Source organism: Pantoea sp. GL120224-02 (assembly GCF_900215395.1).
In the GTDB taxonomy this organism is placed as follows: Bacteria; Pseudomonadota; Gammaproteobacteria; order Enterobacterales; family Enterobacteriaceae; genus Pantoea; species Pantoea communis.
Genome location: NZ_OBEC01000005.1, coordinates 275,055 through 290,521, shown reverse-complemented (window position 1 = coordinate 290,521; position 15,467 = coordinate 275,055). Strand labels below are relative to the sequence as shown.

At 55.3% G+C, this 15,467-nt stretch carries 13 protein-coding genes; all 13 read right to left on the bottom strand.

The genetic code is table 11. From position 1 onward, the window contains the following. Positions 1-28: 28 nt before the first annotated feature. The 13 genes from murG to ilvI all read right to left on the bottom strand — a co-directional run bounded on the left by murG (position 29) and on the right by ilvI (position 14,951). Positions 29-1,087 (bottom strand): undecaprenyldiphospho-muramoylpentapeptide beta-N-acetylglucosaminyltransferase, encoded by a 1,059-nt coding sequence (gene murG, locus CRO33_RS12410; RefSeq protein ID WP_034829676.1) that lies wholly within the window; start codon positions 1,085-1,087, stop codon positions 29-31. Then, entirely contained in the window at positions 1,084-2,298 is a 1,215-nt protein-coding gene (gene ftsW, locus CRO33_RS12405; RefSeq protein WP_034829677.1) for a cell division protein FtsW, read from the bottom strand. The genes murG and ftsW overlap by 4 nt, the downstream gene beginning before the upstream one ends. Beyond that, positions 2,298-3,614, bottom strand: coding sequence for a UDP-N-acetylmuramoyl-L-alanine--D-glutamate ligase (gene murD / locus CRO33_RS12400; RefSeq protein ID WP_097118338.1), 1,317 nt, complete (start codon positions 3,612-3,614; stop codon positions 2,298-2,300). The genes ftsW and murD overlap by 1 nt, the downstream gene beginning before the upstream one ends. Positions 3,615-3,616: 2 nt before the next feature. Continuing rightward, the gene (gene mraY, locus CRO33_RS12395; protein ID WP_034829683.1) at positions 3,617-4,699 is read right to left on the bottom strand and encodes a phospho-N-acetylmuramoyl-pentapeptide-transferase; all 1,083 of its coding nucleotides are present in this window, start codon (positions 4,697-4,699) and stop codon (positions 3,617-3,619) included. Beyond that, positions 4,693-6,054 carry a UDP-N-acetylmuramoyl-tripeptide--D-alanyl-D-alanine ligase gene (murF, locus tag CRO33_RS12390; RefSeq protein WP_097118337.1) on the bottom strand — a complete coding sequence of 454 codons (1,362 nt, stop codon included), beginning with the start codon at positions 6,052-6,054 and terminating at the stop codon, positions 4,693-4,695. Before murF ends, mraY begins: the two co-directional genes overlap by 7 nt. After that, the gene (murE, locus tag CRO33_RS12385; RefSeq protein WP_097118336.1) at positions 6,051-7,538 is read right to left on the bottom strand and encodes a UDP-N-acetylmuramoyl-L-alanyl-D-glutamate--2,6-diaminopimelate ligase; all 1,488 of its coding nucleotides are present in this window, start codon (positions 7,536-7,538) and stop codon (positions 6,051-6,053) included. Before murE ends, murF begins: the two co-directional genes overlap by 4 nt. Then, entirely contained in the window at positions 7,525-9,291 is a 1,767-nt protein-coding gene (locus CRO33_RS12380; protein ID WP_058960906.1) for a peptidoglycan glycosyltransferase FtsI, read from the bottom strand. Before CRO33_RS12380 ends, murE begins: the two co-directional genes overlap by 14 nt. A gap of 20 nt (positions 9,292-9,311) precedes the next feature. Beyond that, positions 9,312-9,632 (bottom strand): cell division protein FtsL, encoded by a 321-nt coding sequence (gene ftsL, locus CRO33_RS12375; RefSeq protein WP_034825986.1) that lies wholly within the window; start codon positions 9,630-9,632, stop codon positions 9,312-9,314. Continuing rightward, a complete protein-coding gene (gene rsmH, locus CRO33_RS12370) occupies positions 9,629-10,570 on the bottom strand; it encodes a 16S rRNA (cytosine(1402)-N(4))-methyltransferase RsmH (RefSeq protein WP_034825988.1) in 942 nt (313 codons plus the stop codon). The genes ftsL and rsmH overlap by 4 nt, the downstream gene beginning before the upstream one ends. A 2-nt stretch (positions 10,571-10,572) precedes the next feature. Continuing rightward, on the bottom strand, positions 10,573-11,031 hold the full coding sequence (mraZ, locus tag CRO33_RS12365; protein ID WP_038649082.1) for a division/cell wall cluster transcriptional repressor MraZ: 459 nt from the start codon (positions 11,029-11,031) through the stop codon (positions 10,573-10,575). Between the two features lie 492 nt (positions 11,032-11,523). Further along, positions 11,524-12,534 carry a catabolite repressor/activator gene (gene cra / locus CRO33_RS12360; protein ID WP_097118335.1) on the bottom strand — a complete coding sequence of 337 codons (1,011 nt, stop codon included), beginning with the start codon at positions 12,532-12,534 and terminating at the stop codon, positions 11,524-11,526. Positions 12,535-12,732: 198 nt separating this feature from the next. Further along, complete coding sequence (gene ilvN, locus CRO33_RS12355) at positions 12,733-13,224, bottom strand: acetolactate synthase small subunit (RefSeq protein WP_034825997.1); 492 nt, start codon at positions 13,222-13,224, stop codon at positions 12,733-12,735. Between the two features lie 2 nt (positions 13,225-13,226). Next, a complete protein-coding gene (gene ilvI / locus CRO33_RS12350; RefSeq protein WP_034825999.1) occupies positions 13,227-14,951 on the bottom strand; it encodes an acetolactate synthase 3 large subunit in 1,725 nt (574 codons plus the stop codon). Between the last annotated feature and the right edge of the window lie 516 nt (positions 14,952-15,467).

Sequence of the window (15,467 nt, the reverse complement as noted above, 5' to 3'; positions counted from 1 at the left end):
GGTACAGCCGGTCAAACCGACCTATTAATTACTTCGCGACGCGTGCCACTTCCTGCGCAACCCGATCGGTTGCATCAGGAATCGCTACCTGACGGGCTTTCTCAGCCATCGCCAGCAGCGTGGCGCGATCCCAATGGCGCAACGTGTCCGCTACTGCAGTCGCGGTAAATTGCGGCTGCTCGAAAATTTTGGCTGCGCCCGCTTGCTCCAGCGGCAACGCATTCCAGTACTGCTGACGATCTTTGTGCTGAAACGGCACGAAGATCGCCGGTAAACCTGCGGCGGCCACTTCGCTCACCGTCAATGCGCCCGAACGACACACCACTACATCCGCCCAGGCATAGGCTTCCGCCATATCATCGATAAACTCGGTGACCTTGTGCTGCGGCTGTCCGGCATCGCGATACGCCTGTTGCACCGTCTCCAGCGCGCCTTTGCCGCTTTGATGCCAAATCGTGATGGCATCACCCAGTTCTGCGGCCACCTGCGGCACCGTCTGATTCAGAATGCGTGCGCCCTGGCTTCCGCCGACCACCAGCACACGAATCGCACCGCTGCGTCCACTCAGGCGATCAGCAGGCAGCGGCAGGGCCAACACATCGGTACGCACGGGATTGCCAACCACATCGGCTTTCGGGAATGCACCCGGAAACGCCTGCATCACTTTGGTGGCAATTTTCGCCAGCCACTTGTTGGTCAGCCCGGCAATGCCGTTCTGCTCATGCAGCACCACAGGAATACCGCAACTCCACGCGGCTAATCCACCTGGACCGGAAACGTATCCGCCCATGCCGAGCACCACGTCCGGCTGCCAGCGCTTCATGATGCGACGCGCCTGGCGCCATGCATTGAAGATGCGTACCGGTGCCAGTAACTGCGCCTTAACACCTTTGCCGCGCAAACCGCTAATACGGATAAATTCAATTTCGATGCCATGTTTCGGCACCAAATCCGCTTCCATTCGGTCAGCGGTTCCGAGCCAGCGCACCTGCCAGCCCTGTTCGATCAGATGGTGTGCCACCGCCAGACCCGGGAACACATGTCCGCCGGTTCCGCCGGCCATCACCATCAGCCGCTTGCTACTCATCGAGCACCTCGGGTAAACGCCTGCGCTTTTGCCAGACGCGTTTCATAATCAATGCGCAATAAAAACACGATGGCGGTCGACATGATGATCAGACTTGAGCCACCGTAACTGATCAGCGGCAATGTCAGACCTTTGGTCGGCAGCATACCTGCGGCCGCACCGACGTTAACCAGCGCCTGGAAGCTAAACCACACGCCAATTGAGCAAGCGAGGAAGCCAGAAAAGCGCTGATCGATCTCCAGAGCACGGCGACCAATCGACATCGCGCGAAAAGCGACGAAGAATACCATTAACAGCGCCAAAACCACACCGACATAACCCAACTCTTCACCAATGATGGAGAAGATAAAGTCGGTGTGTGCCTCCGGCAGATACTCGAGTTTTTGCACCGAGTTGCCGAGGCCCTGGCCCCAGAATTCACCACGACCGAAGGCCATCAGCGACTGGGTCAGCTGGTAGCCGCTGCCAAACGGATCTTCCCATGGGTTCCAGAAAGAAGTCACACGGCGCATACGATAGGGTTCAGCGATAATCAGCAGCACCACGGCAAAAATACCGGAGCCGATGATCGCCAGGAACTGCCACATTTTGGCACCCGCGAGGAACAGCATCGCTAGCGTCGTCACAAACAGCACAACTACAGTTCCGAGATCCGGTTGCGCCAGCAGTAACACGGCCAACACCACCATCACGCCCATCGGCTTACAAAAGCCCCAGAAGTTGTTGCGCACCTCTTCCACTTTGCGCACCAGATAGCTGGCGAGATAGCAAAACAGGGAAAGCTTGGACAATTCGGCCGGCTGAATACGCAGTGGGCCGAGGGCAATCCAGCGCGATGCACCGTTAACCGAACTACCCACCACCAGGACGATCAGCAGCATTGCCACAGACGCCATCAGCATCACGTTGCTGTAGCGCTGCCAGAAATCCATTGGCACGCGCAATGTCACCAGCGCCATGCCTACCGCCAGGGCAATATAGAAAGCGTCGCGTTTAGCGAAGTAGAACGGGTCTTCGTTAAGACGCTGGCCGACCGGCATCGACGCTGAAGTCACCATCACAAAGCCGATAATCGCCAAACCAAAGGTCAGCCACAGCAGCGTGCGATCATACAGCACCACTGGCGCATCATCATTTTCACGGCCGCCCATCACCCAATCGCGTAAACGCACGGAGAGGAAGCTGGCAATACCGGCACCTGGAATGCGCATCAGCTCAACTCCTTCGCCAGTTGCGCGAAAATATCGCCGCGCTGTTCAAAATTGCGGAACTGATCGAGGCTGGCGCAGGCCGGTGACAGCAGCACCATGTCGCCCGCCTTCGCCTGAGGGGCAATCTGCTTCATGGCCTGCTGCATCGTCTCTGTGCGCGTGGCGATCTCCGGGCGCAACGCCGCGAGCGCATCGCCGTCACGACCAAAGCAATAGATGCGCACGTTGTCGCCCTGCAAAAAGCGCGTCAGTGCACTGAAGTCAGCGGATTTGCCATCACCGCCCATCAACAGCCACAAGGTGCCTTTCACCTGCAAACCATTGAGTGCCGCTTCAGTACTGCCGACATTGGTGGCTTTGGAGTCATTAATCCAGCGCACGCCATTGGCTTCATGCACCAGCTGGAAACGGTGCGCCAGGCCAGTGAAAGTCGTTAACGCTTTCAGACTGGAAGCGCGCGGGATATTCACCGCATCTGCCAGTGCCAGGGCCGCCAGGGCATTGGTGTAGTTATGCTGCCCCACCAACGTCATTTCGTCTGTGTTTAATACCCTTTCACCCTGCGCCCGCAGCCAGGTGTTGCCCTGCTGCTGGGTCAGGTGATAATCACCGAGATTAATGCCAAAACTGACACAACGTGCATCAACACCGCGAACGGGCATGGTCATACCATCATCGGCATTGACCACACAGACGCGGGCGTTTTCATAAATGCGCAATTTCGCCGCACGATACTGCTGCATGCCCAACGGATAGCGATCCATATGATCTTCCGTTACGTTGAGAATGGTGGCAGCCGCTGCTTGCAGACTGTAGGTGGTTTCTAACTGGAAGCTTGAAAGTTCCAGCACATACAACTGTGCCGGAGATTTCAGCAGGGTTAGCGCCGGTAAACCGATGTTGCCACCCACGCCAACCTGCCAACCTGCTGCACGGGCCATTTCACCCACCAGCGTGGTGACGGTGCTTTTACCGTTCGAGCCGGTGATCGCGACAATCGGAGCCTGAGCTTCACGGCAAAACAGTTCGATATCACCGACGATTTCGATACCGGCATCCGCGGCTTCACTTAATGCAGGATGTGCCAGCGCGATACCTGGGCTGGCAATAATTAAATCCGATGCCAGCAGCCAGTCGCTGTTGATACCGCCCACATAGCGTTCAACCGCCTCAGGCAACTTGTCGAGGCCAGGCGGAGACACACGGGTATCCATCACGCGAGGCGTCACGCCCTGAGCGAGGAAGAAATCAACACAGGACAGGCCAGTAATGCCTAATCCGATGATGACGACTTTTCTGCCCCGATAGTCAGCCATGATTAACGTACCTTCAGCGTTGCCAGGCCAATCAGCACCAGCATCAGTGAAATAATCCAAAAGCGCACGATGACACGCGGCTCCGGCCAGCCCTTCAATTCATAGTGGTGGTGAATCGGCGCCATGCGGAAAATGCGTTGGCCGCGCAGCTTGAACGATCCCACCTGCAGAATCACCGACAGCGTTTCAACCACAAACACGCCGCCCATGATCACCAGCAAAAACTCCTGACGCAGCAGCACGGCGATGGTGCCTAACGCGCCGCCCAGTGCCAGTGAACCCACATCGCCCATGAAGACCTGAGCCGGGTAGGTGTTGAACCACAGGAAGCCGAGACCGGCACCGACAATCGCGGTACAGACAATCACCAGCTCACCCGCGTGGCGTAGATACGGGATGTGCAGATATTCCGCAAACTTCACGTTACCGGTCGCCCAGGCGACCAAAGCGAAGCCTGCCGCCACAAAAACGGTGGGCATAATCGCCAGGCCATCCAGACCATCGGTCAGGTTGACCGCATTACCGGTGCCGACAATCACAAAGTAAGCCAGCAGCACATAGAACAATCCCAGCTGCGGCATGATGTCTTTAAAGAACGGCACCACCAACTGAGTGGCCGGTGTGCCTTTGCCCGCAGCGTAAAGCGCAAAAGCCACGCCAAGGGAAATCACCGACATCCAGAAGTATTTCCAGCGGGCAATCAGGCCTTTGGTGTCTTTGCGTACCACTTTGCGATAGTCATCGACGAAACCGATAATGCCGAAACCAATCAGCACCGCCAGCACGCACCACACATAAGGATTGGATGGATACGCCCACATCAACACCGAGACGGTGATGGAGGTGAGGATCATGATGCCGCCCATGGTTGGCGTACCGCGCTTACTGAAGTGCGATTCCGGACCGTCGTTACGCACCACCTGGCCAATTTGCAGTTTCTGCAGCCAGGCGATCAGGCGCGGGCCCATCCAGAGTGATAGGAACAGAGCGGTCAGCAGGCTGACAATGGCGCGAAACGTCAAATACGAGAAGACGTTAAAGCCGGAATAAAGTGCGACCAAATGTTCGGCCAGCCAGACTAGCATGTTCCTTTCTCCTGTAAGCTCTCGACGACCTGCTCCATGGCGGCGCTACGTGAGCCTTTAACCAAAATAGTGATGTCCTGATGTTGGGACAGCAATGCGCGTAAACGTACAGTCAGCTCGGCTTTTGTAGCGAAATGCTCGCCTTTACCGCTGCTTTCACCGATCAACCGACCCAAAGTGCCGGTACTCAGAACACAATCAATACCTGCTGCCCTGGCGGCTTCACCCACCTGCTGATGGCAAGCTTCCGCTTCATCGCCCAGTTCGGCCATATCACCGACGACCATCACTCGGAACCCTGGCATATCGCCCAGTACCTGTGCGGCCGCCGTCATCGAACCGACGTTGGCGTTATAGCTGTCATCCAGCAGCAGTTGATTGTCTGCCAGACGAATCGGGAACAGACGCCCCGGTACGGGCTGCAGTGTTTTCAAACCGGTTTGGATCGCGCTTAGCGGGGCATCAACGGACAGTGCCAGCGCAGCAGCAGCAAGCGCGTTCGCGATGTTGTGGCGACCAGGCAGCGGAAGCGCAACAGCAATGTCTCCGCGCGGCGTATGCAAGGTAAACAGCGTGGCGTCGGCGCGTAGCACGATCTCGCTGGCACGGAATTCTGCATCTGCCATCGGCTGTGGCGAGAAGCGCCACAGAGTCTTATCGCCAAACTGCGACTGCCAGTTAGCGAGGTCGTTGCTGTCAGCATTGACGATGGCGGTGCCGTGTACTGGCAATCCACCAAAAATTTCGCCTTTGGCTTTCGCTACACCGGCCAGTGAACCAAAGCCTTCCAGATGCGCTGCAGCGAGATTATTCACCAGCGCCGTTTCAGGACGCACTAAATCGGTGGTGTAAGCAATCTCGCCCTGATGATTGGCACCCAGCTCAATCACCGCGAACTCGTGTTCTGGGGTCAGACGCAGCAACGTCATCGGCACGCCGAAGTCGTTGTTCAGGTTGCCAGCGGTATAGAGGGTTTCACCACACTGACGCAAAATGGCAGCGGTCATCTCTTTGACGGAGGTTTTACCGGATGAACCGGTCAGGGCTACCACGCGCGCCTTCGATTGCTGACGCACCCAGGCGCCGAGCTGACCAAAGGCAATGCGGGTATCTGCCACCACCACTTGCGGCACATCTAAAGGCAAGTGCTTACTCACCAGCAGCGCTTTGGCACCCTGGGCAATAGCATCCTGAGCAAAGTCATGCGCATCAAAACGCTCACCGACCAGTGCGACAAACAGGCTGCCATCAGCCACTTTACGCGTGTCGCTGGTCACATCATTCAGCGTCAAATCAGCGCCGTGCAGTTGACCACCACTGATTTCAGCCAGTGTTTTCAAAGAAACCGGGATCATGCTATCACCCCCAGTAAACGGGCGACGGTGTCGCGATCGGAGTAATCCAAACGACGGTTACCAATGATTTGATAATCTTCATGGCCTTTACCAGCCACCAGCACGATGTCATCGACATTGGCCTGCATCACGGCGTTAGTGACCGCTTGCGCACGTCCCGCGACCACGCGGGCGCGACCGGGATCAAGCAAGCCAGTCAGAATGTCATTCACAATCGCGGCAGGTTCTTCGCTGCGCGGATTGTCATCGGTGATGACCACGATGTCAGAGAACTGTTCGGCAATCGCGCCCATCAGCGGACGTTTGCCTTTGTCACGATCGCCGCCGCAGCCAAACACGCACCAAAGTTTGCCTTTGCAGTGCAGGCGGGCAGCTTCCAACGCTTTTTCCAGCGCATCGGGGGTGTGAGCATAATCCACCACCACTGTGGGTTTTTCTGGCGCCGTGAACACTTCCATGCGACCGCATACCGGTTGCAGCTGAGCAGCGCTTGATACCAGCGCCTCCAGCGGATAATCGAGCGTCAGCAAGGTGGCCAGTGCCAGCAGCAGATTGCTGACATTGAATGCGCCCATCAGACGGCTATCAAATTCCCCGTCGCCCCAGCTGGAGCTGAACTGGATATGCGCACCGCCATCGTGATAATTCACCGCTGTGGCTTTCAACCAGCGTCCACGACAGCCAGGCTGCAAGTTGTCAGCCAGGGTGACGGCAACGGCATCCGGCAGTTTCTCCAGCCAGCGGCGTCCGACCTCGTCATCAGCGTTGATAATGGCTTCGCCAACCTGATGCTCAGAGAACAGCAGCCATTTGGCGGCTTCGTAGCCCTGCATATCACCATGATAATCGAGGTGGTCGCGGCTCAGGTTGGTGAATACGGCAGCCGCGAAGGGCAGCGCCGCCACGCGATGCTGCACCAGGCCGTGAGAAGAGACTTCCATCGCGGCCAGCGTGGCGCCCTGCTCCACCAAATCATTCAACACATGTTGAACATCTACCGCGGAACCGGTGGTGTTTTCGGTAGCCACCAGTTGGCCATATAAGCCATTACCCACCGTGCCCATCACGGCACCGGTTTCACCCAGCAGATTGGCCCACTGCGCCATCAGCTGCGTGGTGGTGGTTTTTCCGTTGGTGCCGGTGACACCGATTAATTTAAGTTTTTCAGCAGGCTGCTGATAAAAGCGCCCGGCCAGTGCAGAGAGACGCTGCTGCAACTGCGCCAGGTAGATAACCGGGACGCCGTGCATCTCGCGGATATCTCCATCGCTGGCTTCACCCTCGGCTTCGGCAATCACTGCCGCCACGCCTTGAGCAATAGCCTGCGGAATAAAACGACGTCCATCAGCATGATGGCCCGCCACGGCGATAAACAGATCGCCAGCAGCCGCTGAGCGGCTGTCTAGTGTCATGTCACGGAGTGGACGCGCCGGCGCACCCGGCACCCACGGGGCCAGTAAATCGCGCAGGTTACGATCGGTCACTTGATTCCTCACTTCTGTTCTTCACCAACTCGTCTTTATCAATTGTCGGCAGCGCATCTGGTTCAATGTTCATGGTGCGTAATACACCGCCCATGATGGCGCCAAACACCGGTGCAGAAACCGCACCACCATAATATTTACCGGCCTGGGGATCGTTGATCACCACCACCAGCGCAAAACGAGGGCGACTGGCAGGTGCAACACCTGCCGTGTAAGCAATGTATTTATTGACGTAGCGTCCATCCGGTCCCACTTTTTTCGCAGTACCGGTTTTAATCGCGATGCGATAACCCTTGATGGCGGCTTTAACCCCACCGCCACCAGGCAGCGCAACGCTTTCCATCATGTGCATCACCGTTTTCACCAGGTCTTCCTGGAAAACGCGTTCACCCGCCACTGGCGGGTCAACTTTGGTGATCGACAGCGGGCGGTTGATGCCGTAGCTGCCAATGGTTGCGTAGACTCGCGCTAACTGTAACGGTGTTACCATTAGCCCGTAGCCGAAAGAGAAGGTGGCCCTCTCTATGTCAGACCACCGTTGTTTTTGAGGGTATAAGCCACTACTTTCCCCGACCAGCCCCAAATTGGTCGGTTTACCCAGTCCAAAGCGCGCGTAAGTATCTACGAGTGCTGAGGAGGGCATCGCTAACGCCAAACGTGAAACCCCGACGTTACTCGACTTCTGTAAAACCCCGGTAAGGGTCAATTCGTTGTAGCGTGCCACGTCCTTGATCTCATGACCATTGACGCGGTACGGCACGGTATTCAGTACGCTGTTCTCTTTCACCACGCCACGCTGCAGCGCGGTCATCACCACCATCGGTTTGACGGTGGAGCCTGGCTCGAAGATGTCGGTAATGGCACGGTTGCGCATCACATCTTTCGGCGTGTTGGAGAGATTGTTTGGGTTGTAAGCCGGGCTGTTGGCCATTGCCAACACTTCACCGGTGTTCACATCCACCAAAACGGCAGTGCCCGACTCCGCTTTGTTGAAAGCCACGGCATTGTTCAGCTCGCGGTACACCAGCGCCTGCAAGCGTTCGTCGATGCTGAGCGTCAGGTTGTGCGCCGCGCGGCTGTCTACAGAGGAGATATCTTCAATCACGCGACCGTAGCGGTCTTTACGCACCGTACGCTCGCCTGGCGCGCCGGTCAGCCACTTGTCGAAGCTCTTTTCGATGCCCTCAATGCCCTGACCATCAATGTTGGTAAAGCCGATCAGATGTGCAGTGACCTGACCGGCTGGATAGTAACGACGCGACTCTTCACGCAGGTAAATGCCGGGCAGCTTGAGTTTTTTGACGTATTCGCCGATCGCTGGATTCACCTGACGCGCCAGATAGATAAAGCGCCCTTTGGGATTGGCATTCACGCGCGCGGCGAGTTGATCGAGTGGGATGGACAACGCATCTGAAAGGGCTTTCCAGCGGCTGTCGAGTGACACACCGCCATGTTCCATCAGCTCTTTAGGATCGGCCCAGATGGCATTCACTGGCACGCTAACGGCCAATGGACGGCCAGCACGATCGCTGATCATGCCACGTGCAGTGGGAACAGATTGAACACGCAGCGAACGCAAATCCCCTTCTTTGACCAGCTTATCCGGGCTGATGACCTGTAACCACGCCACGCGTGACAGCAATCCGCCCAAAGCCAGTAAAATACAGCCGCACAGCAACGCAAAACGCCAGCTTATAAAGCTGGCCTTATCTTCCTGTTTTTTTAACTTCAGCGTTTTGCCTGCGCCGCTCATTGAGGTCTGCGATTCCTTATTTATCTCTGCACCACGATATTTTCCTGTGAAGGATCAACATGCTGCATCTGCAGCTTATCGGTTGCTATTCGCTCAACCCGGCTATGATCGCCGAGCGCATTCTCTTCCAAAATCAGGTTACGCCACTCGATATCGAGCGCATCACGTTCTAACACCAACTGTTCGCGCTGCGCCGTTAACAGGCGCGTTTTATGCGTGGTGGTCACCACCAACACCGAGGACACAAGTACTGCAATCAGCAGCAACACCGGGATCTTGCCGAATCGCAGCAGGTCACCGCCGATGACGCCGGGCAGGCTGTGTCGCTCGTTGCCAATCATGTCGCGGTCCTCTCAGCAATACGCAGTACCGAACTGCGCGCGCGTGGGTTCTCGTTGACTTCCGCTTCACCCGGAATCAGCTTGCCTAAGGTTTTCAATTCACGTCCACCTAGCGCTTTAAGCTGGCTTTCGGTCATTGGGATACCCGCTGGAACTTGCGGGCCTCGGCTCTGATCGCGCATAAAACGCTTCACCAAACGGTCTTCCAGCGAATGGAAGCTGATAACCGATAACCGCCCGCCAGGTGCCAGCACCGACATTGCCCCTTTCAGTGCAGTATCGATCTCTTCCAGTTCGCTGTTGATCCAGATGCGAATCGCCTGGAAGGTGCGCGTGGCCGGATGTTTAAACTTGTCCTTCACCGGCATCGCAGCAGCGATCACGGTGGCTAACTCTTTGGTGCGCGTCATTGGCTGTTCACGATTACGCTCGACGATGGCGCGTGCGATACGTTTGCCAAATTTCTCTTCACCGTAGGTCTTGATGACGAAGGCGATATCGGCTTCCTCGGCGTTCATCAGCCACTCTGCTGCAGACTGGCCCCGTGTCGGGTCCATACGCATATCCAGTGGCCCATCACGCATAAACGAGAAACCGCGCTCTGCGTCATCCAACTGCGGTGATGACACGCCAAGATCGAGCAATACGCCATCGATCTTACCGGTGAGACCACGCGCTTCGACATACTCTGCGAGCGCCGAAAAGGGTCCGTGCACGATCGAAAAACGTGGATCCTGAATTTCAGCTGCAGCGGCTATGGCTTGCGGATCGCGATCGATCGCCAGTAACTGCCCTTTCTCGCCCAGTTGCGAAAGGATCAGACGTGAGTGACCGCCGCGCCCAAAAGTGCCGTCAATGTAAATGCCGTCTTCCCTGATATTGAGGCCGTTAACCGCCTCATCCAGTAGCACTGTGGTGTGTTTAAAATTATCCTGCATAGCTATAGCGACAAGTCCTGCAACCGCTCAGATAAAGGCTCCTGAGCCGACTGTTCTGCGTCAATATCGTCCTTAACTTGTTGATACCAGGTCTGTTCATCCCACAGCTCAAACTTATTGAACTGTCCAACCAGCATCACTTCTTTGGTCAGGCTCGCATGTTGCCGTAGCGTATTCGCCAGCAACAAACGACCTGCATTATCCATCTGGCATTCACTGGCATGTCCTAACAGCAGTCGCTGCACGCGACGTTCGTTCGGATTCATGCTGGATAAGCGCGCCAGTTTTTTCTCGATGATTTCCCATTCGGGCAGGGTATAAAGCAACAGACATGGCTGGTGGAGGTCAATGGTGCACACCATTTGCCCCTGAGACTCCGCGACAAGCAATTCACGATAGCGTGTTGGTACCGCCAATCGGCCTTTGCCGTCGAGATTGACTAACGTTGCTCCTCGGAACATGTCAGTCCTACCCCCCAATCACCCGTTTTCACCACTTTATCCCACTTTTTACCACGAAACGAGTTTACGGAGCCTATGAAATCCTTGTCAAGCCGCAACGACAAGTGAATATCACTCTTTACAAGGGTAAGAATTATTTAGTGGAGGGTAATTTAGGGGAATGAATGGCAAAATAAAAAATTAACCTGATGAATAATGGAATAAAAATTTTCACGATTTGAAAAATGGCGAAAAATAAAGCGTTTTAATCGCAAAAGATAATTATCCCGGGATATGCGACAGCGGCTGCATTTTAGGGGATTTCTGAAAGGAAGCCCAGCACCATCGCGCCAGCTCTGCTACGCGTCATTGCTGAAGATGTAAACAAATAAGAAAATTCAGCGCAGTTAATTCGTTAGGGAAAGTGGTGACTATTTACGCTTTTTTACCCCAGTCCTATGGCAAAAAATATCTGGATGATTAATAAGTGCGGGCAGCGATCTGCCCGCGATTTCATTTAGTGCGGCGACTTAACTGACCACGGCGAAATAAATTGCGGCGAATACGGGTTAATCCCGGCTTCGGTTTGCGCGGTTCATCCAGCGAGGCCAAAACTAATTCCAGCACGCGCTCGGCGACATCGCGATGTCGCTGCCCCACCGCCAGTACCGGGCACTCTAAAAAGTCCAGTAATTCGTGGTCGCCAAAGGTGGCGATAGCCAGGTCAGTGGGCAGGCGGCCATCCCGCTTTAGGGTAATGTCCATCACGCCCTGAAGCAGACCGAATGAGGTGGTAAACAACGCATCCGGCATCGGATGATCTTCGAGATATTTCTCGAATAGTGTGGCAGCCGCAGTGCGATCAAAGCTGTTGCAGTAGAGGTAATCCACCGTGCGTTCATCGTCTTTCCACGCATCGCGAAAGCCCATTTCACGCAGGAAACTGACTGAAAGCTCAGGCAAGGCCCCAAGGAACAGCACATTTTTCACCGGAAGCTGACGCAATTCAGCCGCCAGAGCATGCGCATCGTCCTGATCGGCACCGACCACACTGGTGAAGTGTTCACGATCCAGCGCACGGTCCAGCGCGATAATCGGCAGCGGATCGTTGATCCAGCGCTGATAAAACGGGTGTTCTGGCGGCAACGAGGTCGAAACAATGATCGCATCCACCTGGCGCTGCAGCAGATGTTCAATACAGCGCATTTCATTGTCAGGCTGATCTTCCGAGCAGGCAATCAGCAGCTGATAGCCACGTTGACGTGCCTGGCGCTCCAGATAATTGGCAATGCGCGTGTAACTGGTGTTCTCAAGATCCGGGATCACCAGACCAATTGAACGCGTACGTCCGGCGCGCAGGCCTGCCGCAACAGCATTGGGGTGATAATTATGTTCACGCACCACCGCCATCACTTTTTCGACGGTTTTGTCGCTGACACGATACTGCCGCGCTTTGCCATTGATAACGTAGCTGGCCGTGGTGCGCGACACGCCCGCCAGGCGCGCAATTTCATCCAGTTTCACGATGACACCTTAATTCTGATAAGCCAGGGCTGGGCAAATGTCCGCAGAGTAGCTATGGGTAAAACATTTGTAACATCTAACCGCAGAACACTACGCTGAGCAACCGCTTTTATCGGGCAGCACTCACAAGCGCATTAAATAAAAAAAACCCGGCATTACGCCGGGTTAGCTTGGAAGCAGGATGATAACTCTGCGGAATTAACGCATCACACGATCGCCACGTGACACGCCCACAATCCCTGATCGCGCCACTTCAACGATCTCAGCAACATCGCGTACCGTGTTGAGGAAGGCGTCGAGTTTATCGCTGGTGCCTGCCAGCTGAACCGTGTACAGCGTTGGCGTCACATCGATAATCTGGCCACGGAAAATTTCCGCGCTGCGCTTCACTTCTTCACGGCCATACCCGCTTGCCTGAATCTTCACCAGCATGATTTCACGTTCAACGTAAGCCCCCTGCCCCAGCTCGCTGACACGTAACACGTCCACCAGCTTGTGCAGTTGCTTCTCAATCTGCTCCAGTACTTTTTCATCGCCGACCGTCTGAATGGTCATGCGTGACAGCGTTGGATCATCGGTCGGCGCAACGGTCAGACTTTCGATGTTGTAGCCGCGCTGTGAGAACAAGCCCACCACGCGAGACAATGCGCCGGATTCATTTTCCAGCAGTACCGATAACACACGACGCATAATTAAGTCCTCTCCGTTTTGCTCAGCCACATCTCATCCATCGAACCGCCGCGAATCTGCATCGGGTAAACGTGCTCGCTGCCGTCGATATTCACATCAACAAACACCAGACGCCCTTTCGCCAGGGTATCCAATGCCAGCTGCAGCTTCTCTTCCAGCTCAGCGGGGTGCGCGATGGAAATACCCACGTGTCCGTAGGCTTCGGCTAAACGCACAAAGTCAGGCAGAGATTGCATGTAGGATTGCGAGTGGCGGCCGGAATAAATCATATCCTGCCACTGTTTCACCATACCGAGGAAACCGTTGTTGAGGTTCAGCACCAGCACCGGTAAATCGTACTGCAGTGCGGTCGACAGTTCCTGGATGTTCATCTGAATACTGCCATCACCGGTCACGCAGATGACGGTTTCATCCGGCAGCGCCATTTTCACCCCCAGCGCAGCCGGTAAGCCGAAGCCCATGGTGCCAAGGCCACCGGAGTTGATCCAGCGACGCGGCTTATCAAACTGATAATAGAGCGCGGCGAACATCTGATGCTGGCCGACATCAGAGGTAACGTACGCATCCCCCTTAGTCAGACGCCAGATGGTTTCGATCACCGCCTGCGGTTTGATCTTGTCGCTGGTGCGATCAAATTCAAGGCACTTACGGCTACGCCAGCCATCAATGGTCTGCCACCAGTCGCGCAGGCTATCCAGCTCTTGCTTCGCATCGCTTTGCGCCAGCAGTTCCAGCATCTGCGACAACGTCTGCTTCGCATCACCGACAATCGGGATATCGGCGCTGACGGTCTTGGAAATCGAGGTCGGATCGACGTCGATATGCATGATGGTGGCGTTCGGGCAATATTTCGCCAGGTTGTTGGTAGTACGGTCATCGAAGCGCACACCAATGCCGAAAATCAAATCGGCATTGTGCATGGTCATATTGGCTTCGTAAGTCCCGTGCATACCCAGCATGCCTACACTCTGGCGATGCGTGCCAGGGAACACGCCGAGGCCCATCAGTGACATGGTGACCGGAATATTCAGCTGTTCAGCTAACTGCAGCAGCTCCGCCTCACAGCCGGACATAATCGCACCGCCACCGGCATAAATCACCGGCTTATGCGCGGCCAGTAGCGTTTGCAGTGCACGCTTAATCTGTCCTTTATGCCCCTGAATCGTCGGGTTATAAGAGCGCATGCTGACCGACTCAGGATAGACGTACGGCAGTTTGTTCGCTGGGTTAAGAATGTCTTTTGGCAGGTCGATCACCACCGGGCCTGGGCGGCCGCTTGCTGCCAGCCAGAAGGCTTTTTTCAGCACGGTTGGGATCTCTTCGGCGTTTTTCACCAGGAAGCTGTGTTTGACCACCGGACGGGAAATCCCGACCATGTCGCACTCCTGGAACGCATCGTAGCCGATCAGTGAAGACGGCACCTGACCCGACAGAATCACCATCGGAATCGAATCCATATAGGCCGTCGCAATACCGGTAATGGCATTGGTGGCGCCTGGACCTGAGGTGACCAGCACCACGCCGACTTCGCCGGTCGCGCGTGCCAGACCATCTGCCATATGCACAGCGCCTTGCTCGTGACGCACTAATACGTGGTCAATACCACCGACCGTTTGCAGCGCATCGTAAATGTCGAGCACTGCTCCGCCCGGATAGCCGAATACCTGCTTAACGCCCTGATCGATTAACGAACGGACGACCATTTCGGCTCCTGACAACATCTCCATTTTCTGCCTCCAGGCTTGAGGAACCGGATCCCGTGACGCGCATTGCCCCTGCGCCACTGGCACCCAGCCCCGTATTCGCCAGTTAAGATCAAAACCTTATGTTTATGCTCAGATGACAGAATTCATTTCTGCCTTCCAGGTACAGGGAATCTACTTGAGTTGATTCTTTTAAGAGTAGGTCGATTACCATAACCGCAGAAAACCCGGCCTGCAAACGACAGGAGGCTGCGACAGGCTTATTTCGGCACAAAAGGCACTGACACGTGATAATCGCTCGCGAGGATTAAACTAATGCCATCCCACAACCACAGATGAAAATGCTGGTTTCATGATTATTTGCAGCGTGTTCTAAGAAATATGATTTTCATATTGCCTGGCCGGTTAGCCCACAATTTTTCCTGAATATTACTTTCTGGCGTGATTAACTTCAAAATCCGCTTCTTGCATGACATTGTGCTAAGCTACCCGCCAAATCTTGTTTTTAAAATTGTGCCAAAAATCAGATTAAATACATTA